Origin of the sequence: Veronia nyctiphanis (assembly GCF_004116385.1) — a bacterium.
Lineage (GTDB): Bacteria > Pseudomonadota > Gammaproteobacteria > Enterobacterales > Vibrionaceae > Veronia > Veronia nyctiphanis.
The window spans coordinates 54663-77564 of record NZ_PEIB01000024.1; the positions used below are offsets into that span (position 1 = coordinate 54663).

Sequence of the window (22902 nt, forward strand, 5' to 3'; positions counted from 1 at the left end):
TTATGCACACCGCTTAATTCCTGTCGTTGATGACAAGTGCCTGATCGACTTCATCGTCGTTCAGCCAAATGATAAACCGGTCTTCCAGCAGCGATTGAGTATCCTCATCGATATAAACCGGCTCCAGACTATCGCGGCCGTAATAGCGATCAATCATATCGTTTGCATAGTGATCAAACGAAAGTACGCCACACCCTGAAACGATGAATACAGTGGCCAATAACAAAATTTTTCTACTCATCGTTTCGTTTTCCCTGTCGTTTTCTTGATGACTATAAATATCTCACCGGATTCACCAGGTGCCAGTTTATTTCTTGGCCACAAACCTGACCCGATCACGGCCTTCTTACGGCAGAAAGATCGGTCGTAAATAACATCGGTGGTTTTAAAGTTGACGGTGTGGGCAACCAATACATTGAAGTCTTCGCCGACATAAACCGACGCAGAATCATAATCGATGAACGAACCGAGACCACTACACCACTTCTTATTTCTGTAGGTCGGATTTTGACGGATATATTTGCTCAGTGGCACCCGTCTGAAACCAGCAGGCACGGCCTCAAGCGTCAGAGTTTTTACCGCTCTTTGTACATCGTCTAAAAGCTCTTCTGACGTTGGCTCGAGTCGTTCAGTGGGGAACTTCTGCGCAACGGTGTCCAACGCTTTATTAATGTAACGCGAGTTAAGATCAGTAGCGTAATCGAGAGGGCTTTTATCGATTTCCACTTTTCTCGGTGTCAGCAGAAAGAGACGCTCACGATTTGATCCACCAGCACTGTTATAAGTGAACAGCGCACCTAGCCAAGGGATGTCACCAAGTAAAGGGATCTTTCTTTCTGAATTCGAGAGCCTTTTAACGTTGAAGCCACCAAATATCATGGTGTTTTTGTCTCTGACCATAGCCTGAGTGTTTAAAGTGTTGGTCTTGGATGACACATTCGCAGCTTCATTTTCTCCCCGAGCACGGTGCCATCCTCAATCGTCACATCAAGTTGCACCAAGTCACCACTTTTGGTCTCAATAAGATGCGGTGTAACACGTAAGCTTGTTCCTGCCGTCACAGGTAACACCTGAACAGCTCTTTCCGCAGACGCAGTTAAAAATTCAGTTTGATTAAGATCAATCACTGCAGGGAGGTTATTTTGGGTGAGTACCGATGGGTTAGCCACAATAGAGGCATCGCCCTGCGTCTCCAAGAATCGCAGATTGGCAAAGAACTTATCGGCGTTTTTGATAAAGAAAGAGGCTGCAGAGTTTGCTGGGATAAAAGGGTTAAACTGCGAGGCATTAAACCCGAATTCCGTATCATCTCTTGTAACCCCCCACTCCAGACCCGCCTCAAGAAGACTGCTCCGCTCTACATCAATAATGATGGCGTTTATCTCTATCAACTCAGCAGGTATGTCTATCGCGGTGATGATATTTTCAAATTCGGTACGCTTGCTCTTGGGTGCATAAACCAAAAGTGCGTTGTTTCGTATGTCTGCTTGTACCCGCATCTCTGAAAGATCAATAGCACGCTGATCAGCAACCGCATTAGCCACAGATTCTGTACTGTTTCTGCGCTGTCGATCGAGGATTCCGCCCTCTCCTTCACTTTCAGCAAGCGACTGCAGAGATTCTGAAGGTTGATTACTTGTTCGGTAAGGGGAATCGGCACTTTCGTCGATAGACTGTTGGCTTGAACCCGGCTTGGGCGACGACCCGGTTCCAATCAAGTTGTTAAAAATTGTGGCAACACCCGGAATCGTTCTATTCTGACCGCGGTAACTTACCGAGCGGTCACCAACATCAGCGTGTTTCAATCGAAAAACCATTAATTCGTATTTATTTTTCTCTTTTTCCGCCTTGATTTCGTTTTCTTTATTGAGGCCTTCAGTGACCCTTTCTATCAGAGAGATATATCTCTCGGGCGCATTAACAATAACTGCCCCCTCTTGCTCAAGCACACCCCAGCCAAACTTGTCTTCAAACAGCCTGATTGAAACCAGTGCTTCTCGGAGATCATCAATGTTGCGCTTACCGACTTTTATTCTTTCAGTGACTCGTTGGGTTGAATCACTGATGTACAACGCATTACCGTATACAAACCAGTCAAATCGGTACTGAATCCCAAGACGGTCGAGAAACGCTGCCGCATTTTGAGAACGCACTTTTGTATTAATAGTCTTGTTGAGATCGAGACCCCGCTCAATCACCAGCGTAACCGCGAATGTGTTGGCAAATTCTTCTAACACGTCTTTCACAGAGCGATCCGTTACCTCAAGTGCATAGCCGCTTTTTTCCCATTCCGGAGGTGTATATGCCGAAGCGTAAGAAGCAAACAGGACAATTGGTATCAGACTTATCAATGTCACCGACACTCTTCTGCATGAGTGCAGAAAAGCCCCTGATATCCGTGTATAAAATTTAATCAGCAACAAGTTAACGAAGTCCATGTACCTACCTGATATTTACCTGTCTCTATTTCCATAGAGCGTCAGACCGTCACGACTAATATGCGCAACAGTATGCTTACAAAAATGGTCTGCCTTAGTGTTGTTTGAACGTGACCTGATAGCGCTAACCTCAAACGTGCAATAAATCCCTAAGACATCAGACGCGAGTTCACGTCAGGGAGTAGGCTTACAAAACCGTGTACATATTAGTGTAGACAATCTCACATAAACCTATCATTTCGTTTCATATTGTTGCGTTTCATTGAGTCCGCACCAATGATGATAGACATTGCTCCTGCGTGTTTTACCGCTCAAAGATTGTCAGTAAAAATCTCGCCAAGATAAGTGCGCAAGCTTGCTAAAGAGTTTCAAAACTTTTTTTTATTTAAGCAATTACTTTGATCGACTAGACACTTTTGGCAATGGTGAGCAAACCAAGCGCAACATGGCTTAACGTGCTTGACGGAATAAAGACGAAACGGCAGCTTTTCAGTTTGGAGATGTACAGCACAATCGCCTTTGCTTTTCTAATGGTGGTAAGTAGGAAGGCTGTGCTGGTCTTCCACCAGCACAGAAAATTCTAATTTGTAGAAATGAAACGCGTTATGTCTTTTATAGATTTATGAACAGTGAATTCATCAAGGCTATCAATATCTATACGTTCAAAAACAAGCACGTTTTTGTTCTTGTCTTTACCAATAAAATACTTGCCGAATCTGGACGGTTCTTCAAAACGTCGAACCAATTTCTGCTCGACATATCCCTCAGGCGGGTTCTCGTAGATAGCAAACAGTTCGATTGAAGGATAATGGTCTTGCGCCGTAATTATTACGTTTTCATCAATTCGAATCATGTCAAAGTCAACTCGATTTTGATGACTGCTTCGTTTTGCCAAGTTAACTAACGAACGAATGAATTCTTTCGCACGAAAATCTTCTGCGTTTTCGCTTACATTTACACTCATTTCGATACCCCTGGTGAAGTGAGTTAAGCAATATCAGTGTTAGCGTATCAATCATTGCTTAAGGAAAATCAACGAATTAAGTCGTTACTCATCAAAGCATCGAACCAGTTTAGCCATCGTAGCTGATAAGGTAATGCCAGGTATCTACCTGATTCACTACTTTTTCTATTGTTTCAACTACTTGATGTGTCTCAGTTTCTTCACGTATCAGCAATGTCAACCAAAGTGACCCATCATCCTGCCTGATAGCAGGTGCGGCTGGATAGTGCTCTGCGCTTATCAGCGTGTAATAAAGCACTTTATCGAGATCATATTTACCTTTGTCCCAGCTTCCCGGTATGGTGCATTCGATCAAGATTTGCTTGTCCAGCTTTTTAAGGTTCACCTTTACATTATCAATATTGAACGTAAGCTCCAGCTCGGGCCTTAACATCCATTCTCTGTAAACGTGATCAAACTGCTGACTAATCTGGCTCATTGGACTACATCGACCTCAGAATTTCTTTTACATGTGCAGACTTGATCTGCTTGGTAACAGCAACTTTGTCTATGCGAAGGAGAAATTCTTCTTTCGCTGCCTGAAAGTGCATAAGGTCACCTTCACTGAAGCTGTTTCGCGCATCGATAGTTTTTACCGTGTAGTCATTCATTTGTGACACTCGGTCTAACATCTTGTCGTAAATATCACTTCTTTGAGTAATCATCGGTCGCCTTCCTTAGTGCAACAGCCCAGCCACAATGGCTGGGCTTTTTCTTAGTAATCGCTTACCAAGGCAGATTATGTGTGGCACCGTTAGGACCACCCCAATTTTGGGGAGCACCCATTGTCATACTGAAACCTGGGTAACCGAAGTTACAAATATTAGGTCTGCAGTTACCACCACCATGGTTACCAAGGAGTTGTAAGAACTGTTGTCCTTGCAAAAATACCTGAGCACCCAAACCAAGCCCCATTAGATGAGAGTTATTGAACTGCTCATATGGAGGAATTTGCGGACCACAAAGCTGCAGCAACTGCTGATAGAACGAGTGGTCGCATGGGAATGGGTTTGTACCGATGCCACCACCTGGGAAACCGCCACCTGGCAAGCCACCACCTGGCAAGCCGCCACCTGGCATTACGCCAGCAGAGTTACCAAACATGGTGCAGATTTGTTGGAACATCATCTGCATGAGGTATTCACAGAACTGTTGCATTTGCTCTGGTTTGACGCCGCCCCAGATAGGTGCAACATGACCGTAGCCTGACTCGTTCAACTTGTCTTCGATTTCTTTAATCAGAGCGTTGATTGTCGCTTTTTCATCATCATTAGTGATCAGGTTAGGCTTGCCATCAGCGCCAAGTAAATACAGACCTTCTTCTTCGCCAAACGCTTCGTGGAAACAAAGTGCCGTTTCATAGTCAACGCCTGTGCCCTTTCCATTCCAACCAAGAATCTCGTGGATAGAGCCTTCTTTGACTTCCAGATCCTGCTTGCTGTCCATATCAAGACCGGAAATTTGCGTCGCCTTGTTACAGCAAGGCTCTACGATAGTAACCGTATCGAGAAGCGTCATTCCCGCCCATTTACCCGTCTTGCTCTCCTCAGTATTCATGTGAATCTGAGTGCCGTCGTCGAGGGTGATTACGCCGTCGTTGTAGAAATCACCTACGTGCTTCATTGAGCCTGGCTCGTCTTGATCACCAATGAACAAGTGCGGGTCACCAGAAACTTTGTAAATTTCGCCAGTGTGCTTGTTCACAATTTTCATAGACGCGTTGTTGTCGTCAAACGTAATTGTGTAATTATCGTTCTCCCACGCAACTTTGTCTGACTGGTTACCTGTGCCATCTGTTTTTTCAACCGTACTACAATCGCCATAATATGCTTTGAAAAGATTTTGGCTTTGATGCAATCCATAACCACCCATCATTGGGTTTTGGTTGTAACCGTAACTCATACACTCCTCCTAATTAGAGATATTTTCCTTAAAATTAGTTAACCAAACGTAAATTCATAAAATGAAAAAAACATTTCGGTAAAGATAAGTGGGTTTTTCTCATCGGATTTCGTATCAGTTGTGACCGCAAAACCCAGATTATAATGACCACACATCTCATTTCTTATACATAAGACATAAATAGAAAATGAATGAACGTTTCAAACAGGCTATTTATAGTTCTATATGTTTCGCACATTACTTAGTGTTACTTGACTTCGTCTGGTTCCATAGAATTCATATAAAATTTTATGTGTAAACCCATTTGAAGCTATATCGCTAGAAAAATGATGGAAAACGTAGAAAATAAGTCAATATAAATTTAATATGAAACACATATACTTATTCAGAATTCGTAACGAAAGTAAAAATAATAATTAAATAATGCTTTCCTAATGTTAAGGTTGTTTATCCTACGTTTAATGAAAAAAAATTAAACACAGATTTATTCAAACATTATTTCGAAGATATATTTTTGTCCTCGCCGTATACTTTTTCCTCTTTCCACATATTTTGCATTTTCTTGCTTTCTTATTAGTGCCATAAGCAACAAAGAGGTTCCAAAAAAGTTCTACGAGTCAAGTTGCTCTTGGAGCATTGCACGTGCTCTGCTGAGCCTAGAGCGGACAGTTCCTACAGGTACGCCCAGATCTTCTGCAATTTCATCATAGCTATAACCGTCATACGCGAACTTGCTCAACACATACTTCATCTTCTCTGGTAAGTTATCGATTGCAGCTTTTGTTCTCTTCAACATAATCTCAGCCTCTACCTTTCTAGAGCAATCGTTGGTTGCGTCGCACATGTCGGCGATGTATGAATCATCACAGTTTGTTTCCATTCTTCTGTCGTCACGATAAAACTTCTTTGTCAGGTTATTGGCAATACCAAACATCCAAGTTTCGGGCTTTGAATTTCCACAAAAGTTATGGCCGTTTTTCATAACGAGAGTGTAAACCTGCTGAACAACATCTTCACTTTCGCAGGTTCTTTTTATCTTTTTAAACACAAAAGCAAAAAGCTTTTCTCTTTCGTTTAAGAAAACTTTTTCCCAGTCTACTGTAGGATTATTGAATTTTTTTTCTTCTATCATTGGAGTTGATAATTCGATAGTCATATCTATCCCCTTCCCTTTTCGTTTATTCGCCGAAAACTTGAATAACTGAAATATGATAAAAACCTTCCAATAATTCCATTAAAAAAGTGTCTCATTAGCGAGATAATTATAATTAGTCGTTAAATTGGCATATATTTCCCTTTAAAAACCTCACTTTGAATTTTTTTTCAAATTTACATTTTTTTGATATGAATAATTTTTCAAAATTAATCGATCCGAGTGTTTTCCTTTTAATCACAATGGTTTGAAATTTATTTCAATGAATAAATCACCCTATTGAAAGACATTTCAGTGACAGGGTTTATTTTGTGTGGTTATATTAAACCAGTGAGATACATCACTTATTGCAACTAATTTCAATAGTCCATAAATAAGTGATGAAAAAAATTTCAAAACAAGAAAATATGCAGGTGTTGATGAACAAAACGTTAATTTTCGACACTTATTGTTTGAGTCTATGTAATGGCGTTTAAATATGTTTGAACTTAGGTATTACCGCGGGTTAAATGATGTGGCTTTGCTGCCTCTGGTAGGCACCCGTTGGCTTATCGGGTCAACAGAGCTGGCTGATTTAAACTTACCGCACGAAGTGTGTGCGGACGAAAGCTTTGTCCTGGAGCTAGTATCTGGTGATCTCACGGCAGGCAGAAGCGCAGAAAACGTTATGCTTTGGCGTTTGACACGTGTTCCCTGTTCAAGCAACGAAAACAGTGATAAGAAGCTTGGCCCATCAACGCTCGACGATTCAATCAGCGTTCGCTTAGACGAAATTTTCAGCATCAGTGGTCTGACATTTGTGGTCAGCACCCACGATACGCCTTGGACAATAGAAGAGTTATCGATAAACCATAAATTTGGCAAAGACTCAGAGAATGCATCGAAACAACTCGGCGGAGTTCAGAAGAAAAAGAAACCATATCTCAAACTTGCTGCGGCGATGTCGGCACTCTTACTCGTCGCTAGCGGTGCTTACTTCTCTTGGACACAGGGTTACTTGGGCTTCACGAATGACAATGACAACGACTTTGCCACTATTCAACAAAATGTAAGACAAAGAGCACAAGAGCTATCAGCAAACACCAACAATGTGATTGAGCAGGCGGGCAACCAAGTAGCAGACAATCTTGCCCCTCAATCCCCTGAGGTGAAGCAAGTTACGCAGGTAACCATGCAAAACGCTAATATTAAAGTGAGACCAAAGCCTGTTTTAACGTCTGAGCATGCCAGAACGTTATTCCGAGAAATGCTTGATCGCAGAGAAATAGGTAAAGATCTCGTTATCAATGTACTGTCAGCGAATCGGATTGAGATTGCAGGCCATCTTTCAGATGCGGAAAAACCAGTACTGTTGAGAACGATTGATCGTTTCGAGGGACGCTATAAAGGACAAGTCGCTTTAGTGCCTAATTGGAATGTTGGCAAAAAAGGCCTGCCTTTTGAGATTGTACAAATTGTATCGGGCCCAATGGCGCATATCATTACTAAAGATGGCAAGCGTTTATTTATCGGCGATGAGTTAGACAACATGCGTCTGGTCTCCATCAGTAGCGACAAAGTAGTCTTTGAAGGGCAACAGAATATCGAGGTGTCTTGGTAATGTCGGCGGCAGTGGATAATCTGGATGAAAAATTCAACGCTATAAAGGTATTGCTTTCAAAACAGAGCAATGCCTTTTCCGCCGTTCAGGTCCGAGGCAAAGTCATCGGCGTTGTCGGCACACTCATCCGCTGCAAAATGCCACAGGCCCGCATTGGCGATCTCTGTGAAATATTACCCGGTGATTACGCCCCCATATTGGCTGAAGTCGTTTCCTTTGATGATGACACCGTACTTTTGAGTGCACTCAGCGCTATTGACGGTATAGCCAGCGGCGACTTAATTAAACCCTTTTTTGTTCCGCATTCACTGGATTTAACAACACCTGTATTTGGACAAATGTTTGATGGTTTCGGTCGCCCACTTGGTAATAGCAATCGAACTATTTTTTGCGAACAGAAAGTAGAAGTGTCCTCACCCGTCATGTCTGAGGCACTCAACCCGCTCGATAAACCTCGCATCGACGAGGCTTTCCCTACCGGAATCCGAACTATCGATGCATTTAATACCATAGGCAAAGGCCAAAGACTGGGTATTTTTGCTGGACCAGGCTGTGGTAAATCGACATTGATGGCGCAAATAGCACGTGGTTGTAAAAGCGATGTCATCGTGTTTGGGCTAGTCGGTGAAAGGGGCCGTGAGCTTAACGAATTTATCGAGCATGAACTTGATGCAGAACTCAGAGCCAAATCTATCTTTGTCTGTGCGACTTCAGATAAAACCTCTATGGAGCGTGCCAGAGCGGCGTTTACGGCAACAGCAGTTGCTGAAGCATTGAGAGATCAGGGCCTTGATGTCTTGCTTCTGATTGATTCGCTGACCCGTTTTGCTCGTGCGCAACGTGAAATTGGTCTCGCCGCTGGTGAGCCACCGGGTCGCGCAGGTTTCCCGCCGTCAGTATTCAGCCTGATGCCAAGAATGCTTGAGCGAGCAGGTCCGGCTAGGAAAGGCTCAATTACGGCTTTCTATACTGTGCTAGTAGAAAAGAATATTACCGCTGACCCAATATCGGATGAAGCAAGATCATTATTAGACGGTCACTTGGTCTTGAGCCGTGAGATGGCAGAAAAAGGTCACTTCCCGGCATTAGATGTACTGGCCAGTCTCAGTCGTACAATGACCAATGTTGTGTCTCCAGGTCATGAAATGGCATCAGCGACCATACGCAAGCTGCTCAGTACTTACAAAGAAAATGAGTTACTCATTCGGCTCGGCGAATACCAACAAGGCAATGATCCTGAAGTGGACACCGCCGTGTCATTGCATCCACAAATCATGCATTTCACGCGGCAGTCGAGAGAAGAGTTAACACCGTTCGAAGATACCATTAACCACATAGGCCAGATTGCACAGGCTGGGGGTGGCATGTGATTGATCTTGGGCTGCCAAAACGCGCATTTTATGAACAAGAGGAAGAAGAGACCAACGAAAAAGCTGAACGTATCTCTTCCGTTTTGGGCCAGATTAAATTTATCCGCAAACAACGACGTATAAAAGCGGAACTCGTCAGGGCACAAGCCATGGCGAAAAAACAACGGGACGATATTCAGCTAAAACACGCCGAATCTGTTCTCGAGCTGGTCAAAAAAGAAAACAAGGAGATGCTCCGCTCAGCCATGGATAACCCGAGAACCCATGTCACGAGCGTTGCTGTGTTTGAGCAGGACAGAAAAGTCTTTGAAATATTGAAAGACAGAATTCGTTCTGCCCAATCTGCAATAACTGCTGCTGAAACCAATATCGTAGAGTCAGAAGCTGCATTGGATCAGGCCAATAACACAGTGAAAAACCTTACAAAAAATATTGAACGACTAAGCTTATTGCAGGAGCACATTGGTTCAGGAGATTCAGAGAATGGCTGATGTTGGAAAACTGGGGCACACACAATCTGCCAATAAACAAAATGCGAATGAAAGCACTGAAAAAAGCGCTAATGAGCTCAAAAATTCCAAGAATGCCTTAGATAGCATCCCTATGAGCTCACGAGGTAACTCGTTCATTAACGCCATGCCCTCGCAGGCACCACCCTCTAATGCGAAGACGCAGAGCGCGCCAAATGCGAAGGCAATGTCTGGCTATTCAATAAGCGACAGCGCGGAATCGCACGCGTCAAATACATCTGTTGCTAAAAAACCCAGTTCATCAAAACAGTATGCAGCTCCGAATGCACCCGCTGCAACGAATGCCACCCCCTCAAAATTTCAGCTGACACAGTCTCCACTCACCAACAGCAAAAACAAACCGGGTGAGGTTATGGCGCAGAAAGGCAAGTCTCTTCAAGCGCTTGCAAACGCCAACAAAAAAGCCGACGCAAAGAAATCCGCACTGGCTGGTGAGAAAGCCAAAGCCGAAAAAGCAAAAAAGTTAGAGCAGGAAATGCAGAAATTTGGTGGTAACACTGAGCTTGCTATTACGCAATTTCTGACACAGTTATCCTCCAGTAAAGCGGCGAGCGCAGCACCCAAGGCGAATGAAAGTATCAAAGACATCATGTCTAAAGTGGAGTCTTCTTTCGCCACGGCACAACATAAAGCAGAGGCAGCTCAAATGATGCAGGCCGCAATAGCATCTCAGGGCGTGCAATCGAAACCAGACGTCGCGACTGCAAACCAACTCGTTAACAGCATGGCGACATTGATTAATGATGTGAAGCATTTATATCCAATGAATGCGGTTATTCGCCATCCAAAGCTTGGCGAGATAAAAGTCAAGGTCGATAACCCAACGGGCGATGAGTGGGATTTGGAGCTGAAAGCTGAAACGGAGGAGGGTTTCCTCCGCCTCGCTGGCATGAAGAAAAAATTAGAAGAGGGGCTGCAAGACGAAACCAGCTCTGATGTAAACATTGAACTAGTCAGTTGAGTAAAGTGAGAAATAAGTGGTGTCTGAACCTATAACGTTTCGAAAAATGTCAACGCTTGAGTTTGACTGTCTGAATAAAATCGCCAATGCCGCAATAATACCCGTTGATTTTTCTGATCAAAATGGCGCATTGGTGCTGTCAACGTTGACCGATAGCAGTGATCAAAAAAACTGGGTGTGGTTTAACTCTAAGCTAGGTAAGTTGGCCATCGACCAGCCTGAACTTTTGTTTCGGGTATTGTCTTTATTACCCGTAGCCCTGCCAAAAGCATTGTTGAGTAATGGCGATTCAGAAACCAAAATGGATGCAAACGCCGTTTTGAACGCGCAGTTTGAGCTGAAAAATGCACTGAAATATCTGGTTCAGGGTTGTGGCTCACTCTTTGAACATCTATGTCCTATAAAAGCCTTTGATACTCAATGCCAATTGCTGCAACTTGATGTGATCCGCGGCGATAAAAGTGCCAAGTTTAACCTTTTATTACCTTACGAGACGCTGCGACGCTGGCTGGATGTTTTCGCACCTATGCCTCGCGCTTTCAGAGGTACGTTAGACATTACGTTGCCCGTTATTCTCGGCGAGCTGTCTCTGGCAAACGCCACTCTGAAAACACTCAGCGCAGGCGACCTGATCATCCCAAATACACCCTTATTTAATGCCGATGGTACGGGTGTTTTTTGTGTCGGGTCTCAGCAATGGTCAGTCGCAAGCTTTTCAGAAAATCACAAAACTGGCTACAAATTACTAAACTATCAGAATGTTGCAGAGGGAATAACGATGTCTGATGACAACCAGCATGACCCAAATGAAACTGAAGCGGGGCCGCCTGCATTTCATCAAAATGATGATACCTTTGGGGCCTCGACCAGCCCTGAGTTTTCACCATCATTCGATGCAAATGGTGACGGATTCCAAGGTATGCCCGGAACGATGACACCGGAAATGGCTGACAATTCAATGCAGCCGAACGGCCCGGAAGACAACTTTGTCTCTATGGCGTCAGCCGATGCCGCTGAACCGGGGCTTGGTAGCATCATGCTTGAGCTAACCATTCGACACGGCCACGTCAATGTCCCCTTAAATAAACTCTCTCAGTTGGTGCCCGGCGATGTGTTACTTTCAGAAGATGCCCACCCGGGAGAGGCGGCACTTTACTACAAAGAAAGGCCAATCGCGAAAGGTGAGCTTGTTGAAGTTAATCAACGTCTTGCTTTAAAAATCACGCATGTGGATTTCGAGTAATGTTTGATACCAGTATTCAACCTTTTGCGCTGATATTTGTACTTGCAGGGCTGTCTGTCCTGCCTTTGGCGTTCGTGATATCAACAGCTTTCCTCAAAATTTCGATGGTATTAATGATCCTTCGAAATGCGTTGGGTATTCAACAGATGCCGCCTAATATTGCGCTGTATTCAATCGCTCTTATTTCGACGCTGTTTGTAATGGCACCCGTTTTGGAAAAAATGGATAAAGCGTATACAGAACTCGAATCGCCAGTCGAAAACCTTCAATCGAAAGAAGACATGGAAGCGGCAGCGAAGAAAGTCTTCGCACCGATGAAAGAGTTTATTGACAAAAACTCGTCGCCAGACGTACGTGAGCATTTTAGAAATGTGGCATCACAGCTTTGGAAGCGTGAAGTCACAGAAGATGAAGCACGCGATCATTTACTGATTATGTTGCCGACATTCACCATTTCAGAGCTGGAAAAAGCGTTCAAAATTGGTTTTCTTATCTACATTCCCTTCGTTGTCATTGATTTACTGATTTCGAATATTCTGCTTGCGTTAGGTATGCAGATGGTTGCGCCAATTATGATTGCAACGCCAGTGAAGATATTACTGTTCATCTTGATCGAAGGCTGGACGAAAGTGCTGGACGGCTTGATGCTCAGCTATTTGTAACCACACATCGAGATCTAAATAGAGTGTAAAAATGCAGGATATCTTTACTATCTCTGAACAAGGCATTTTGTTGGTTGTTCTTTTATCGGCGCCCGCGTTGATAACGGCAATCATCATTGGTGTGTTGGTTTCACTGGTTCAAGCAGTTATGCAGATTCAGGATCAGACCTTACCGTTCTCACTCAAACTCATCGGCGTCGTGGTGTGTATTCTTGCCACTGGACAATGGGTTGGCTCTGAACTTATTCAATTTGCCCAGTACGCCTTTGGCGCCATCATTAATTACTGACGGGCCGCCATGGAATTTGCATCCACAATCTCTGAGACAATGAGCACTTGGCTAGTAGCGATACCATTGGCGATGGCCAGAATTTTACCTAGCTTCTTCTTAGTGCCTGTTTTCAATGTCGCAAAAACCAACCAGCTCCTCACTAACGGTATCGCCCTTTCTGCTTCACTGATGGTGGCAGATACATTAATAGAACCTCTATTCAGCCAGCGGTTCAGTCTCTTTGCGATCATATTTCTCACAGTCAAAGAATTATTTATAGGGCTCATTATCGCAGTGATCCTGACCTCTCCCTTCTGGATTATTGACGGAATGGGCACCATTTTTGACAACCAGCGTGGAGCCTTGATTGGCGGCCAGTTTAACCCGGCAATCACATCAGCCGCATCACCATCCGGGCATTTCTTCCAGCAGACGATCATCATGCTACTCATTTCAATGGGCGGATTTGTCATTTTACTTTCGGTGATTTACGACAGTTATTTAATTTGGCCAATTCTGGATGTATTCCCGACCATCAACGAGGAAGGCATACAGGCATGGCACAAATTTATCGGCTCCATCTTTACACAAATGGTGGTCTATGCTTTCCCCATCATGATCGTCTTGCTGATGGTCGACTTTGGTATTGCGCTGATCAGTCTGTATGCGCCGCAGCTTCAGGCATTCATTCTCGCGATGCCGCTTAAGTGCCTTGTTGGATATGCAGTGCTTCTCTTTTACATGCCTATCCTTTGGTACTTTTTTGTCGACGAGTTCGACGCATTGGATGAAATCAAAAACGCTATTGGCGAAGTATTCGTGGTGACGAAATGAGTGAAAAAACGGAAAAACCCACGGAGAAGAAAAAGCGTGACGCCAGGGAAAAAGGCCAGGTCGGTCAAAGCCAGGAGTTACCCAAATTCTTCATCCTTATTGCAGTGCTCGAAGTATTCATAGCATTGATTGAAACCGGCATGGAGAGATTAACGACCGGAATTTTGTTCGCAGTGGATATGATGAACGTGCCCTTTGATAAAGCTGCAGAGGCCGTGGCTAAAAACACGCTCACCTTTTTCGCCATTCTGACCATACTCATACTCGTCACTGCCATCGTTGGTCGACTCTTGGGTACTTGCTTCAAATCGGTTTCCTTTTTGCGCCCAAAACTCTTTCAGAAAATGTCCTTGGCCGCCTAAACCCCATATCTAATTTCAAAACATGTTCTCAATGGAGAAACTCCTTGAGCTATTGATGAACATCATCAAAGCAATACTGATAAGTATCATTTTCACCTACGTGGTCCTTTTCTACTTCCAAGACATGCTTTGGCTTGCACGTGCGTCTCTTCCAGAAATGTGGCGGACCTTCTCTGATATTTTCATTTTTGTTGTTCGTCTTTGCGCTGGCCTGTTGCTGGCATTAGCCGTTGCTGATGTTATTTTGAAAAAATACTTCAGTGAAAAGAAAATCAAAATGTCGAAAGACGAGGTAATTCGTGAGTATAAAGAGATGTTTGGTTCGCCTGAGATGAAATCAGAGCGGAAGAACTTCTTTATGGAGCTCATGAACAGCCCGCCGCCGCAGCCAAAAATCAAAGATGCAGACATGGTGGTTGTAAACCCGACCCACTTTGCCATTGCACTCAGTTATAAACCAGATGAACACCCCCTCCCTGTCGTTATTTATAACAGGGCAGACGATGAAGCGAGAGACGTCATAAAAGAGGCTAAATCGGAGCGATTACCCATTGTTCGCTTTGTCTGGTTGGCCAGAACCTTAGCCAAACTCACTGAAGAGGGAGACAACATACCTCGTGAAACAATGAAGGCCGTGGTCATTGTGTACAAACTGGTCGAGCTGATAAACAACGAACTCCCGCCAGAAGAAGTCTCAGAATGGTACAGTTCAGATGGTGTTATCGAGTTTCCAGATGACCTCTACAACGATGGTAGTAAGCCAGCAGACAAGGAAGAACCTGAGGCCGAGTAATATCGGCTTTTAAGCGTTTTCCCTCTTCGTAGTTACCTGTCTGAATATTAAGCCAAATTCCCCCTAAATTCCTCTACCCCTTTCCTCATTGACCGCTTATAAAAGCTAATTATTTATTCATAAAAATCAATATTTTAAATAAGTCGCATATTAATTAAAGAAAAAACTAATAAAAAAATGGAACTGGAATACGCATAGGAGCACTTACTTTTACACTTTGCTTAAGCAGGCAACCCCAAGACGTAAATCATTGCTCTCAACGACAACGACGTAGCTAAGAGTAATTGAAATTTCTTGGGAACTGAAAGCTCCAAAAGAGCACTCAGTAACATAGCAAGAGTTAAGGTGCTTCAGCAATTTAGTCGAAACCACGCTCGGTGAAGAGCAACTAGGAGCTTTTATGAATCCGATGTTCAACAAAATTCCAGGCCTCAATCAGAGTTTTGCTGGTGGCGGTATTGGTGGAACTTTGCCCGGCGGCGGTTTTCCTGGAGGCCAAACGGCAGTTAACTCTGCCGATGCACAGTACTTTCATGACCTAATGGCCGCACAGAACAAAGAAATTGTTCAGCTCAAGTTAGCCGCGGCAAAAAATCAGGCATGCAAGCCATCGAAATGGGTGCAAGAGCTGACAGGACGCAACAGCTTATTATGCACGCTAAAAAATTGTCTGAAATGATTAACAGAATGTGAAACACCTCGTTTGAATTTTTACAGGATTATCAATTACCTAAAGGAGTAATAATATGTTTGGAAATAATATCGGCGGTGGCAACTATTACCAAAACATGATGCAACAATATATGCAGCAAAACCAGCAGCAACAAGGCCTTGGTTTTAATGCGAACTTTGCTGGTCTCAATTTTGGTGGCCAGATAGGTGGCGGCGTAGGTAATAGCTGGTACCAAGACTTCTTGACTCAGAAAAATGAACAGTTGATGTTCCAACAGCAACTCCAGACTATGCTTCTTAACCATGAGAACGCAATGAATAAATCTAAGAGTAATGCTGTGATTGAAAGCAACAAAATTGCTTCTGAGCACGTAAAAGCTAAGCAAAACATTGCCAATGATTACCAGTCGAGCACTTACGACAACTCACTGAAAAACATTCAGAAGGTAAGTCAGGCAAACGGTCGTTATCTGTAATATTTACCACTTGATTTGTTTGAAACACATCATTCGGGTCTCGTAAGTGTGGTGGACTAAAGCTACTTTTAGTCCACCAACTTAAAACAAGGAAGGAATAACAAGATGTCAGTTTCAAATGGTTCCGCCTTAAACAAATTAATTTCAAGCGACTCGTTAGACCAATTAAAAATTAACGACGTAGCGAAGCGTGCTGACATTGCGCCAAATGACGTAGATGTTCAGTTTTTTAAATATCAAGTAGATAGCGTTGAACAAACGCAAGGTGTGTCTGCTTCTGATACGTTCAAGAACCTTTTAAACCAACTTAAAAGCGCTTCATTTGAACAAAAAGAACTTCTGGAAAAAGTTGAAAAAGCTGATAACCACATGGAGTTGGCCAAAGCAAAATTAGCTTTCGACGAGCAAGCAACTCGTTCTCTTATTTTTGCTAAGATCGCACAATCAGGTGCACAGGCCATAAATAAAATAACCAGCACAAATTAATGTGAGGTTGTAATGAAAGCGCCAATGAAAAAATTATTGCTAACTATCGTAACTATGTTCGTACTGACAGGGTGTGATGAATCGACTCAGCTGCATACTGGTCTGAGCGAACGTGAAGCTAACGAAGTATTGGCAGAACTCATGGCATCTGGTATCGACACCACAAAACAAATGACTAAAAACGGTGTGAACGTACTGGTTGCCAAAAATGATATTGCACCTGCAGTTCGTATTCTTCGTGCAGTAGGTCTGCCACGCAGAGATAAAGTCAGCATGGGCGAAGTCTTCAAAAAAGAAGGCATAATTTCAACACCTATTGAAGAACGTGCGCGTTACATACACGCTATCTCTCAAGAGATTGAACACACACTGTCACAAATCGACGGGGTAGTTCTGGCGCGCGTTCATGTTGTTTTACCTCAAAAGGTATCACCTGTCAGCCACTTCAGCCTTCATCTGCTGCAGTATTCATCAAGCACCAGTACAACCTTGACCCGGATATTCTTGCACCAAAGATTCTGAGAATTATCTCTGCAAGTGTTCCAGGACTTAAGTCAGAACCAAACGCTATCGCACTAGAGTTTTTCGCTAGCGAACGCTTGGCTCCTGGCTACGCATCAGCATCACTTTAAGACGCCGAGTTGAAGAATTGAGGGATAAAGCAATGAGTATCAACCATATCAGCGACATCAACAACGAAATGGTAAACGCGGCGTCTGACGGTGCTATCCGAAAAGCAGCTGGTCAGTTCGAATGGTCGGTGTTTTGGTGCAGACCTTGGTCTCGCTTACATACATCTTGGTTTAGCGTATTAGATGCGTCCTTTATTGCTGACTCAATCGCAGAAGCGATGCACTACGACGAGATACTGGAAGTACTGAATATTCCGTTCGCACCTGAACCTGAAATCATTAACCCGCTGACACTCACGCTTTCATCTTTGGATGTTGAGCAAGAGTCACGTGTTTTTTCATTTATCTCTGCGATTTTGACTGACGGGCACGTTGCTGGTGATTTATCGGATGATGAGCGAGTTTGGTGCTATCGCTTCTCGATGGGTTTAAACCTACATCAATACGGCGAAGAGCATCGCAATACTATCTTGTCTATCCTTCAGGATGATACACAGCATCCTGTCGGTGTATTGGCTGCTTACACGATTAGAAGCTGGAGTAAAAACGACTCGGCGTTCTGGAGCCGTTACCGTGTGAGATTCAACAAAGACCAAGTGTTGCCTGAAGCTGATCTGTTGATATCACCTGCTAAACTCAACTATATAATCAAGACTGCCTTGTCGATGACGACTCAGTCACTTCCAATTGCAAAGCAAGTACCAGAAGTGACAGAAGAGCATTTGAACGAAATCAATGAGAAACAAGAAGAAGAGCTCAACGCTTAAACACTTATATCTCGACAGACAGTATGCCGCCTTCATTGGGCGGCTTCTTAGTCTTTACAGGAGCAGAAGATGAGCAGCGCCTTTGTCAGCAAAAGCATTCATATTGATGAGTCCGTTTATCCGCTCTCAGCGGGTATTTCAGTCATAAAGAGTGAAGAGCTCATCAAGCTTGATACGCTCGCAACATTAGAATCTAAAGCAGTCAAAAAGGTAAAAACCTATGCCAGTAAACTGGTTGATGAACATGTTAAAGCTGCCCAGGCTGATATCCAGCAACAGATAGAACAAGGTTGGCAACATATTAACCAATGGCAAGCGGACACTCTGGCACTGCGAGAGTCCTATCTTGCGAATCTCGAGCATTCGGTGGTTGACATTGTTAACTCTGTGGTAGGACAACTCTTAAACGAGGCGACAGATCAACAAAAAGTGGCTTCTCTTGTTCGTCAGCTCGCAGAGTGCAAGACAGCCCCAGCCCAAGGTAAACTTCATTGTAATCCTTCACGTGCAAATGCCGTAAGGGCAGCGCTCTCCTCACAACGACTCATGTGGGAAATCGCCAGCGACCCAAGCCTAGATGTCGACGCATTAAGGCTCACCTCTCCCAACGGTGAATTTACAATTGATTGGCAACAGGCGGTAGAACTTCTATTTATAGACCAAAGCAAACTCGGTCTCTAATAGACATTTCGGGCGATTGAAAGAACTTTCTAGCACCCCCGAACATGCGGAATGAGGCGGTACAATTAATCTATGGAGGCTGCAACTGTCCTTATTCACTTCCACGTAAATGCATTAGCGCGATGATTAAGTGCCGTACGACGCACATATTTTGTGCCCATGGTTCAGACAAGCTTTTAGTATTCCCCTTCTTTCCTCCATTTACACCACTTACATGAATACCTAGATACTCATCAAACTCGACTTTCGTAGCTTATGGCAACGTTGTCGTCACACAGAAAGCATGATTGATAAAACTCAACGGATATAGTGAATTGATTGTCTACTTCAATTAAATCGGGCATGCCGTTTATCGTGATTTACTTCTTTTTAAATGTCGGACATCTAGATATATACATAAACTATCGATATACACTTACAAGATATTTTTTGCTGAACACACACAAATAGTTCAAAGAGTCGCACCCTTAACTATACATCCCCTTAAAAAGAAAACGGAATTTAATACATTATTTAATTTGGAAATTCATGACGTGAATAGAAATCACGCTATAACACCCTATCATTTCCAATTGAAAATATAACTACCGGAAGAAAAACTAGCACATACAATTATCTAAGCGGCTGATTTAATGTAAAATTATTTTTAGGCAGTGCAATTCAGTATTAAAGATACGCGTATCAATATAAAACAAATAGCATTAATTTTATTTAACAGATAGTTTATTCTCAAAAATAGCTCACCATTATAATGGTAAATACCACGATTAAATTATATTAATTGATAAGATCAAAAATTTTAAAAATAACATTAAATATAGGTGACCACTGAGAGATATCATTAATCAAGGAGTTATTATATGGGACTTAAAAAAAGAATATATGGATTATTTTCCGCATTTGTTATTTTTTTTAGGCGTTAATATGAGTGCTAATGCATCAATAGAAAACCAAACACGTGCTAGTTACATACAACTCACTGCACAATCAGGTAAAGAAGCTGATTTAGCGGGTTTTCTTGGTGTGGGCGCGCAACTCGTATACGAAACAGAGCCAGACACGCTTCTATGGTCGGCGCTCCAGTCACAAGACAAAAAGACACTTGTCATCTTCGATACCTTTGGGTCTCAAGCTGCACAAGACGCACATTTTGCGGGTAAAATTCCTCAAGCACTGAGCGGTAAAGCGCACGAGTTAGTAGAAGGTGGATGGGACAACGGCGTTATTCCAAATATCAACAATGCCGATATTCTTGCCTTCAAGACCACGCCGAACGCCATGAGTAATGTGAAAATCGCTACTTTCATTCCATTGACCGCAAAAGCAGGTGAGGAAGAGAACCTCGCAGGTTTTCTCAAGCAAGGTGCGCAAATTGTAAAAGACAATGAGCCAGACACGTTGCACTGGTACGCTATTCACTTTGGCGGCAACAAATTCGGTATTGTCGACTTTTTCCCTAATCAAGCGGCGGTGGATTTTCATTTTGCCGGCGGTGTTGCACAAGCGATGCAACAGCACGCATCAACCTTAGTAGAAGGTGGTTGGGAAGATGGCGTTGTCGCTGGTATCCAAGCCTTCAGCGTTATTGAATTCATCAAACGCTAACTCTTAATACTCCCCCTTTAACGGGGGAGTGGTCTTTTTAAAGTTGGTCAAAAACCAAACTGTCTGCATTTATTATCGGCACTAACAATGACCAATAGAGGTTTATCCCCCGTTTCTAGCTGACACTGGAATTGGCTGCCCACATCGTCCTCCAATGTTAGGGTCAGCCCCGTCGCCGCTGCATCTAACTCAAAGGGCGTGGAGAGAGAAAATGATTCTAGATTGGCTTGCATAACTTTGCCATCAACAGCAAGCTGACTGTTTTCTTCCTCATCGATTTCTCTGGCATCAATAAGGTACGCTGCCACCTTTTGTTCACTGACATTGGGCAACGAAGGCTTATCAAAGAAAGCAAAGTGATATTTCCCCTGATCACCTGCCGCGATAATCCATTGGTTTTCAGCGGTTGTTAGTGCCTTCTGAACGCTCTTGAGGGATGTCTGATTATTCGCATCTATCAGCTCAAACGTGAGAGTTTGACCGAGTTCAACGTGGCTTAATTTCAACGGTGAGGAGTCGGCACTACCATAAATACCGATACCTGAATATATCTGTGTTTCATTACTACCATGCCTGACGTTAATTTCTACATCAGATTGACCATCTGTTTTTTTGACCAAATTGAAGGTTCGCAGCGTGACCGTCCCTTCTTTCGTTTCTTGCTCCTGCGGATTGACAGAACCACCGCCACAACCACCAGCGAGCAACATTGACACCATGAGCAAAACTTTCATACAAACACGCATCTTGACCTCAGAAGAAAGAAGAGTAAACGAACATTAGAAACACCGTTCAAATAAGCTTTGGTATGTTAGTGACTGAGAAGAGTATGTAAAACTCCAAGGCCGGATAATGTGTAACAAGGTTTTGCAAAAGGAGCGCTTTTTAGGTACCTGTCACGTTAAATCTGAACAGCAAAGAGGAAAAAATGTGTCAGATGAGAGAGTTAAGGTGCACAATCCAGCATCAAATTTCACTAAGATCACATTATTGGATGACCAACGGTTATCTTGTAAGCAAATGAAGCCTTAGAGTATTGAGTTAAGCCTTGTAACCACTATGATTACTCCATAGCAAGCCTCGATGTAAACCTCAAAGCGGGCATCGTATAATGCTATTACCTCAGCCTTCCAAGCTGATGATGCGGGTTCGATTCCCGCTGCCCGCTCCAATGACTTACCTTCTCCCTGATCCAACGCACAATAAAGCATTACTCCCAGCAAATCCTGCTATAACCGGAGTTTATCTGCTGAAAAGAGGCTAACCGACAGTGCACACGCATAAATGGTGTGGCATGGCATGAAATGGTGTTGTCACTGACAGGAATGCGCAGCCGCTATTTATTCCAGTGCCTTTTTACCGTCGCAATCCCCAGTCCCAGCGCCGTCGCTGTTTTTGACTGACTGAGCCCCTGTTCCCGGCATTGCTTAACCTTTGCCGTCGTAGCAACCGCTTTCGGTCTGCCAATACGCTTTTCAGAAGCGCGGGCACGAGCCAGCCCTTCCTGATTCCGTTCCCGTATCCGGTTACGCTCAAATTCGGCAAAGGCTGAAAACATCTGAAGCATCAGTTTGCCTTCTGCAGAGCTCAGGTTCTGTACCGGCAGATCGAGAGAAACAACATGAACCCCCTTCTCTGTCAGCATCTCAATGGTCTTCTGGATATCGATATTGTCGCGACCCAGGCGGTCGAGTTTAAGAACCACGAGGGTATCGCCGGACTCAAGTTTATGCTCAACCAGCACCCGAAACGCTTTTCTCTGCATTGCAGGCAGCGAACCACTGACCGTTTCACCAATCACGCGGTGTGGCTGTATAACATAGCCGCGGTTACGGATAGCCAGGATCTGGTTTTCCGTATCCTGTTCAATGGTCGACACCCTGCAGTAAGCAAAAATCCGTCCGGTCGTGGCAGTATTCATGAAAAAGAACCTTTAAAGCATCAGGAAGGGGTATCAATAATAACAAAAGGTATCACATAATAAAATGGGTATTTTTTGATACCATGAGGGTAGTCATAGTATTTAGCATCATAAAACGACCCAATTAACTCAAAATTGCCCCAAATCTTGTTAGTGCAATAGCACTATGCGAGTTTAACGCTGAGGTTTTAGATGAGAAAATCTTATCCATAATTGACCGTCAATCTGGATAATGAATTTCTCGATACTTGATGTGTGCGATAGGGTAATTAGCCGATAAAATGACACTGTGTAAATATCCATGTCGGCCAATTTGTCCAATATAATTCATATTTCCCATTTTGGTGTTTTTTCCCGCAAAGGATTTTGGACAATTATCTTCACGCCAGAGGTTTCGGGGTGTGCAGACGATCGCAAATTTCACTCATGAATTATATTGGACAAATCGTAGGAATTATATTGGACACTTTGGGGTATATAACACTGTTATCCCCCATCAATTTTAGAGTTTTGAGTCCCATGGTTTAGTAGCAAAGCTCC

General features: G+C 43.5%; 27 protein-coding genes and 1 tRNA gene. 18 read left to right on the forward strand and 10 right to left on the reverse strand.

Going from position 1 to position 22902, the window contains the following annotated elements; translation table 11 throughout:
- Positions 1 to 13 precede the first annotated feature (13 nt).
- The 8 genes from CS022_RS16935 to CS022_RS16970 all read right to left on the reverse strand — a co-directional run bounded on the left by CS022_RS16935 (position 14) and on the right by CS022_RS16970 (position 6499).
- Positions 14 to 241 (reverse strand): hypothetical protein, encoded by a 228-nt coding sequence (locus CS022_RS16935; RefSeq protein ID WP_129123271.1) that lies wholly within the window; start codon positions 239 to 241, stop codon positions 14 to 16.
- The gene (locus CS022_RS27380) at positions 238 to 900 is read right to left on the reverse strand and encodes a hypothetical protein (protein ID WP_268967908.1); all 663 of its coding nucleotides are present in this window, start codon (positions 898 to 900) and stop codon (positions 238 to 240) included. Before CS022_RS27380 ends, CS022_RS16935 begins: the two co-directional genes overlap by 4 nt.
- 11 nt (positions 901 to 911) lie before the next feature.
- Complete coding sequence (locus CS022_RS27385) at positions 912 to 2357, reverse strand: secretin N-terminal domain-containing protein (protein ID WP_161569658.1); 1446 nt, start codon at positions 2355 to 2357, stop codon at positions 912 to 914.
- Between the two features lie 661 nt (positions 2358 to 3018).
- Positions 3019 to 3402: a hypothetical protein gene (locus tag CS022_RS16950; RefSeq protein ID WP_129123274.1), complete on the reverse strand. Its 384-nt coding sequence runs from the start codon at positions 3400 to 3402 to the stop codon at positions 3019 to 3021.
- 109 nt (positions 3403 to 3511) lie between these two features.
- Complete coding sequence (locus CS022_RS16955; RefSeq protein ID WP_129123275.1) at positions 3512 to 3880, reverse strand: hypothetical protein; 369 nt, start codon at positions 3878 to 3880, stop codon at positions 3512 to 3514.
- 4 nt (positions 3881 to 3884) lie between these two features.
- On the reverse strand, positions 3885 to 4106 hold the full coding sequence (locus tag CS022_RS16960; RefSeq protein ID WP_129123276.1) for a hypothetical protein: 222 nt from the start codon (positions 4104 to 4106) through the stop codon (positions 3885 to 3887).
- A gap of 61 nt (positions 4107 to 4167) precedes the next feature.
- A complete protein-coding gene (locus tag CS022_RS16965) occupies positions 4168 to 5343 on the reverse strand; it encodes a DUF1521 domain-containing protein (protein WP_129123277.1) in 1176 nt (391 codons plus the stop codon).
- A 610-nt stretch (positions 5344 to 5953) separates the two neighbouring features.
- Entirely contained in the window at positions 5954 to 6499 is a 546-nt protein-coding gene (locus CS022_RS16970) for an RNA polymerase sigma factor (protein ID WP_129123278.1), read from the reverse strand.
- A 475-nt stretch (positions 6500 to 6974) separates the two neighbouring features.
- Here CS022_RS16970 and CS022_RS16975 point away from each other — a divergent pair, with 475 nt between their 5' ends.
- The 17 genes from CS022_RS16975 (at position 6975) to CS022_RS17055 (ending at position 20441) form a co-directional block, all read left to right on the forward strand.
- The gene (locus CS022_RS16975) at positions 6975 to 8096 is read left to right on the forward strand and encodes a hypothetical protein (RefSeq protein WP_129123279.1); all 1122 of its coding nucleotides are present in this window, start codon (positions 6975 to 6977) and stop codon (positions 8094 to 8096) included.
- Positions 8096 to 9466: a FliI/YscN family ATPase gene (locus CS022_RS16980; protein WP_129123280.1), complete on the forward strand. Its 1371-nt coding sequence runs from the start codon at positions 8096 to 8098 to the stop codon at positions 9464 to 9466. The genes CS022_RS16975 and CS022_RS16980 overlap by 1 nt, the downstream gene beginning before the upstream one ends.
- Positions 9463 to 9957: a hypothetical protein gene (locus tag CS022_RS16985; protein WP_129123281.1), complete on the forward strand. Its 495-nt coding sequence runs from the start codon at positions 9463 to 9465 to the stop codon at positions 9955 to 9957. The genes CS022_RS16980 and CS022_RS16985 overlap by 4 nt, the downstream gene beginning before the upstream one ends.
- A complete protein-coding gene (locus tag CS022_RS16990) occupies positions 9950 to 10957 on the forward strand; it encodes a hypothetical protein (protein WP_129123282.1) in 1008 nt (335 codons plus the stop codon). The genes CS022_RS16985 and CS022_RS16990 overlap by 8 nt, the downstream gene beginning before the upstream one ends.
- Before the next feature lie 19 nt (positions 10958 to 10976).
- Positions 10977 to 12200: a FliM/FliN family flagellar motor switch protein gene (locus CS022_RS16995; RefSeq protein WP_129123283.1), complete on the forward strand. Its 1224-nt coding sequence runs from the start codon at positions 10977 to 10979 to the stop codon at positions 12198 to 12200.
- Complete coding sequence (gene sctR, locus CS022_RS17000; protein ID WP_129123284.1) at positions 12200 to 12862, forward strand: type III secretion system export apparatus subunit SctR; 663 nt, start codon at positions 12200 to 12202, stop codon at positions 12860 to 12862. Before CS022_RS16995 ends, sctR begins: the two co-directional genes overlap by 1 nt.
- A gap of 31 nt (positions 12863 to 12893) precedes the next feature.
- Positions 12894 to 13151 carry a type III secretion system export apparatus subunit SctS gene (gene sctS, locus CS022_RS17005; RefSeq protein WP_129123285.1) on the forward strand — a complete coding sequence of 86 codons (258 nt, stop codon included), beginning with the start codon at positions 12894 to 12896 and terminating at the stop codon, positions 13149 to 13151.
- Between the two features lie 39 nt (positions 13152 to 13190).
- On the forward strand, positions 13191 to 13967 hold the full coding sequence (gene sctT, locus CS022_RS17010; protein WP_161569659.1) for a type III secretion system export apparatus subunit SctT: 777 nt from the start codon (positions 13191 to 13193) through the stop codon (positions 13965 to 13967).
- Complete coding sequence (locus tag CS022_RS27390) at positions 13964 to 14329, forward strand: EscU/YscU/HrcU family type III secretion system export apparatus switch protein (RefSeq protein ID WP_129123287.1); 366 nt, start codon at positions 13964 to 13966, stop codon at positions 14327 to 14329. Before sctT ends, CS022_RS27390 begins: the two co-directional genes overlap by 4 nt.
- Positions 14330 to 14351: 22 nt before the next feature.
- Positions 14352 to 15122: an EscU/YscU/HrcU family type III secretion system export apparatus switch protein gene (locus CS022_RS17020; protein ID WP_129123288.1), complete on the forward strand. Its 771-nt coding sequence runs from the start codon at positions 14352 to 14354 to the stop codon at positions 15120 to 15122.
- Positions 15123 to 15522: 400 nt separating this feature from the next.
- Entirely contained in the window at positions 15523 to 15801 is a 279-nt protein-coding gene (locus CS022_RS17025) for a hypothetical protein (RefSeq protein WP_129123289.1), read from the forward strand.
- A 67-nt stretch (positions 15802 to 15868) separates the two neighbouring features.
- A complete protein-coding gene (locus tag CS022_RS17030; protein ID WP_129123290.1) occupies positions 15869 to 16270 on the forward strand; it encodes a hypothetical protein in 402 nt (133 codons plus the stop codon).
- A gap of 105 nt (positions 16271 to 16375) precedes the next feature.
- On the forward strand, positions 16376 to 16756 hold the full coding sequence (locus CS022_RS17035; RefSeq protein WP_129123291.1) for a hypothetical protein: 381 nt from the start codon (positions 16376 to 16378) through the stop codon (positions 16754 to 16756).
- A gap of 24 nt (positions 16757 to 16780) precedes the next feature.
- Positions 16781 to 17278: a type III secretion system inner membrane ring lipoprotein SctJ gene (gene sctJ / locus CS022_RS17040; protein ID WP_161569661.1), complete on the forward strand. Its 498-nt coding sequence runs from the start codon at positions 16781 to 16783 to the stop codon at positions 17276 to 17278.
- 142 nt (positions 17279 to 17420) lie between these two features.
- Complete coding sequence (locus CS022_RS17045) at positions 17421 to 18155, forward strand: hypothetical protein (RefSeq protein WP_129123293.1); 735 nt, start codon at positions 17421 to 17423, stop codon at positions 18153 to 18155.
- A gap of 69 nt (positions 18156 to 18224) precedes the next feature.
- Positions 18225 to 18836: an HrpE/YscL family type III secretion apparatus protein gene (locus CS022_RS17050; protein ID WP_129123294.1), complete on the forward strand. Its 612-nt coding sequence runs from the start codon at positions 18225 to 18227 to the stop codon at positions 18834 to 18836.
- A gap of 924 nt (positions 18837 to 19760) precedes the next feature.
- Positions 19761 to 20441, forward strand: coding sequence for a hypothetical protein (locus CS022_RS17055; protein ID WP_129123295.1), 681 nt, complete (start codon positions 19761 to 19763; stop codon positions 20439 to 20441).
- Positions 20442 to 20488: 47 nt separating this feature from the next.
- On the opposite strand, the gene CS022_RS17060 is transcribed toward CS022_RS17055, so the two are convergent.
- A complete protein-coding gene (locus CS022_RS17060; RefSeq protein ID WP_129123296.1) occupies positions 20489 to 21175 on the reverse strand; it encodes a hypothetical protein in 687 nt (228 codons plus the stop codon).
- Between the two features lie 363 nt (positions 21176 to 21538).
- Between CS022_RS17060 and CS022_RS17065 the strand changes: the two genes are divergently transcribed.
- Positions 21539 to 21612, forward strand: a tRNA-Gly gene (locus tag CS022_RS17065).
- Positions 21613 to 21777: 165 nt separating this feature from the next.
- Here CS022_RS17065 and CS022_RS17070 read toward each other — a convergent pair.
- Entirely contained in the window at positions 21778 to 22362 is a 585-nt protein-coding gene (locus tag CS022_RS17070) for a recombinase family protein (RefSeq protein ID WP_129123297.1), read from the reverse strand.
- Positions 22363 to 22902: the final 540 nt, after the last annotated feature.

Coding starts and splice junctions, on each gene's coding strand:
- CS022_RS16935 (WP_129123271.1), bottom strand. CDS start 241: ATGAGTAGAAAAATTTTGTTATTGGCCACTGTATTCATCGTTTCAGGG.
- CS022_RS27380 (WP_268967908.1), bottom strand. CDS start 900: ATGGTCAGAGACAAAAACACCATGATATTTGGTGGCTTCAACGTTAAA.
- CS022_RS16950 (WP_129123274.1), bottom strand. CDS start 3,402: ATGAGTGTAAATGTAAGCGAAAACGCAGAAGATTTTCGTGCGAAAGAA.
- CS022_RS16955 (WP_129123275.1), bottom strand. CDS start 3,880: ATGAGCCAGATTAGTCAGCAGTTTGATCACGTTTACAGAGAATGGATG.
- CS022_RS16960 (WP_129123276.1), bottom strand. CDS start 4,106: ATGATTACTCAAAGAAGTGATATTTACGACAAGATGTTAGACCGAGTG.
- CS022_RS16965 (WP_129123277.1), bottom strand. CDS start 5,343: ATGAGTTACGGTTACAACCAAAACCCAATGATGGGTGGTTATGGATTG.
- CS022_RS16970 (WP_129123278.1), bottom strand. CDS start 6,499: ATGACTATCGAATTATCAACTCCAATGATAGAAGAAAAAAAATTCAAT.
- CS022_RS16975 (WP_129123279.1), top strand. CDS start 6,975: ATGTTTGAACTTAGGTATTACCGCGGGTTAAATGATGTGGCTTTGCTG.
- CS022_RS16980 (WP_129123280.1), top strand. CDS start 8,096: ATGTCGGCGGCAGTGGATAATCTGGATGAAAAATTCAACGCTATAAAG.
- CS022_RS16990 (WP_129123282.1), top strand. CDS start 9,950: ATGGCTGATGTTGGAAAACTGGGGCACACACAATCTGCCAATAAACAA.
- sctR (WP_129123284.1), top strand. CDS start 12,200: ATGTTTGATACCAGTATTCAACCTTTTGCGCTGATATTTGTACTTGCA.
- sctS (WP_129123285.1), top strand. CDS start 12,894: ATGCAGGATATCTTTACTATCTCTGAACAAGGCATTTTGTTGGTTGTT.
- sctT (WP_161569659.1), top strand. CDS start 13,191: ATGAGCACTTGGCTAGTAGCGATACCATTGGCGATGGCCAGAATTTTA.
- CS022_RS27390 (WP_129123287.1), top strand. CDS start 13,964: ATGAGTGAAAAAACGGAAAAACCCACGGAGAAGAAAAAGCGTGACGCC.
- CS022_RS17020 (WP_129123288.1), top strand. CDS start 14,352: ATGTTCTCAATGGAGAAACTCCTTGAGCTATTGATGAACATCATCAAA.
- CS022_RS17025 (WP_129123289.1), top strand. CDS start 15,523: ATGAATCCGATGTTCAACAAAATTCCAGGCCTCAATCAGAGTTTTGCT.
- CS022_RS17030 (WP_129123290.1), top strand. CDS start 15,869: ATGTTTGGAAATAATATCGGCGGTGGCAACTATTACCAAAACATGATG.
- CS022_RS17035 (WP_129123291.1), top strand. CDS start 16,376: ATGTCAGTTTCAAATGGTTCCGCCTTAAACAAATTAATTTCAAGCGAC.
- sctJ (WP_161569661.1), top strand. CDS start 16,781: ATGAAAAAATTATTGCTAACTATCGTAACTATGTTCGTACTGACAGGG.
- CS022_RS17045 (WP_129123293.1), top strand. CDS start 17,421: ATGAGTATCAACCATATCAGCGACATCAACAACGAAATGGTAAACGCG.
- CS022_RS17050 (WP_129123294.1), top strand. CDS start 18,225: ATGAGCAGCGCCTTTGTCAGCAAAAGCATTCATATTGATGAGTCCGTT.
- CS022_RS17055 (WP_129123295.1), top strand. CDS start 19,761: ATGAGTGCTAATGCATCAATAGAAAACCAAACACGTGCTAGTTACATA.
- CS022_RS17060 (WP_129123296.1), bottom strand. CDS start 21,175: ATGAAAGTTTTGCTCATGGTGTCAATGTTGCTCGCTGGTGGTTGTGGC.
- CS022_RS17070 (WP_129123297.1), bottom strand. CDS start 22,362: ATGAATACTGCCACGACCGGACGGATTTTTGCTTACTGCAGGGTGTCG.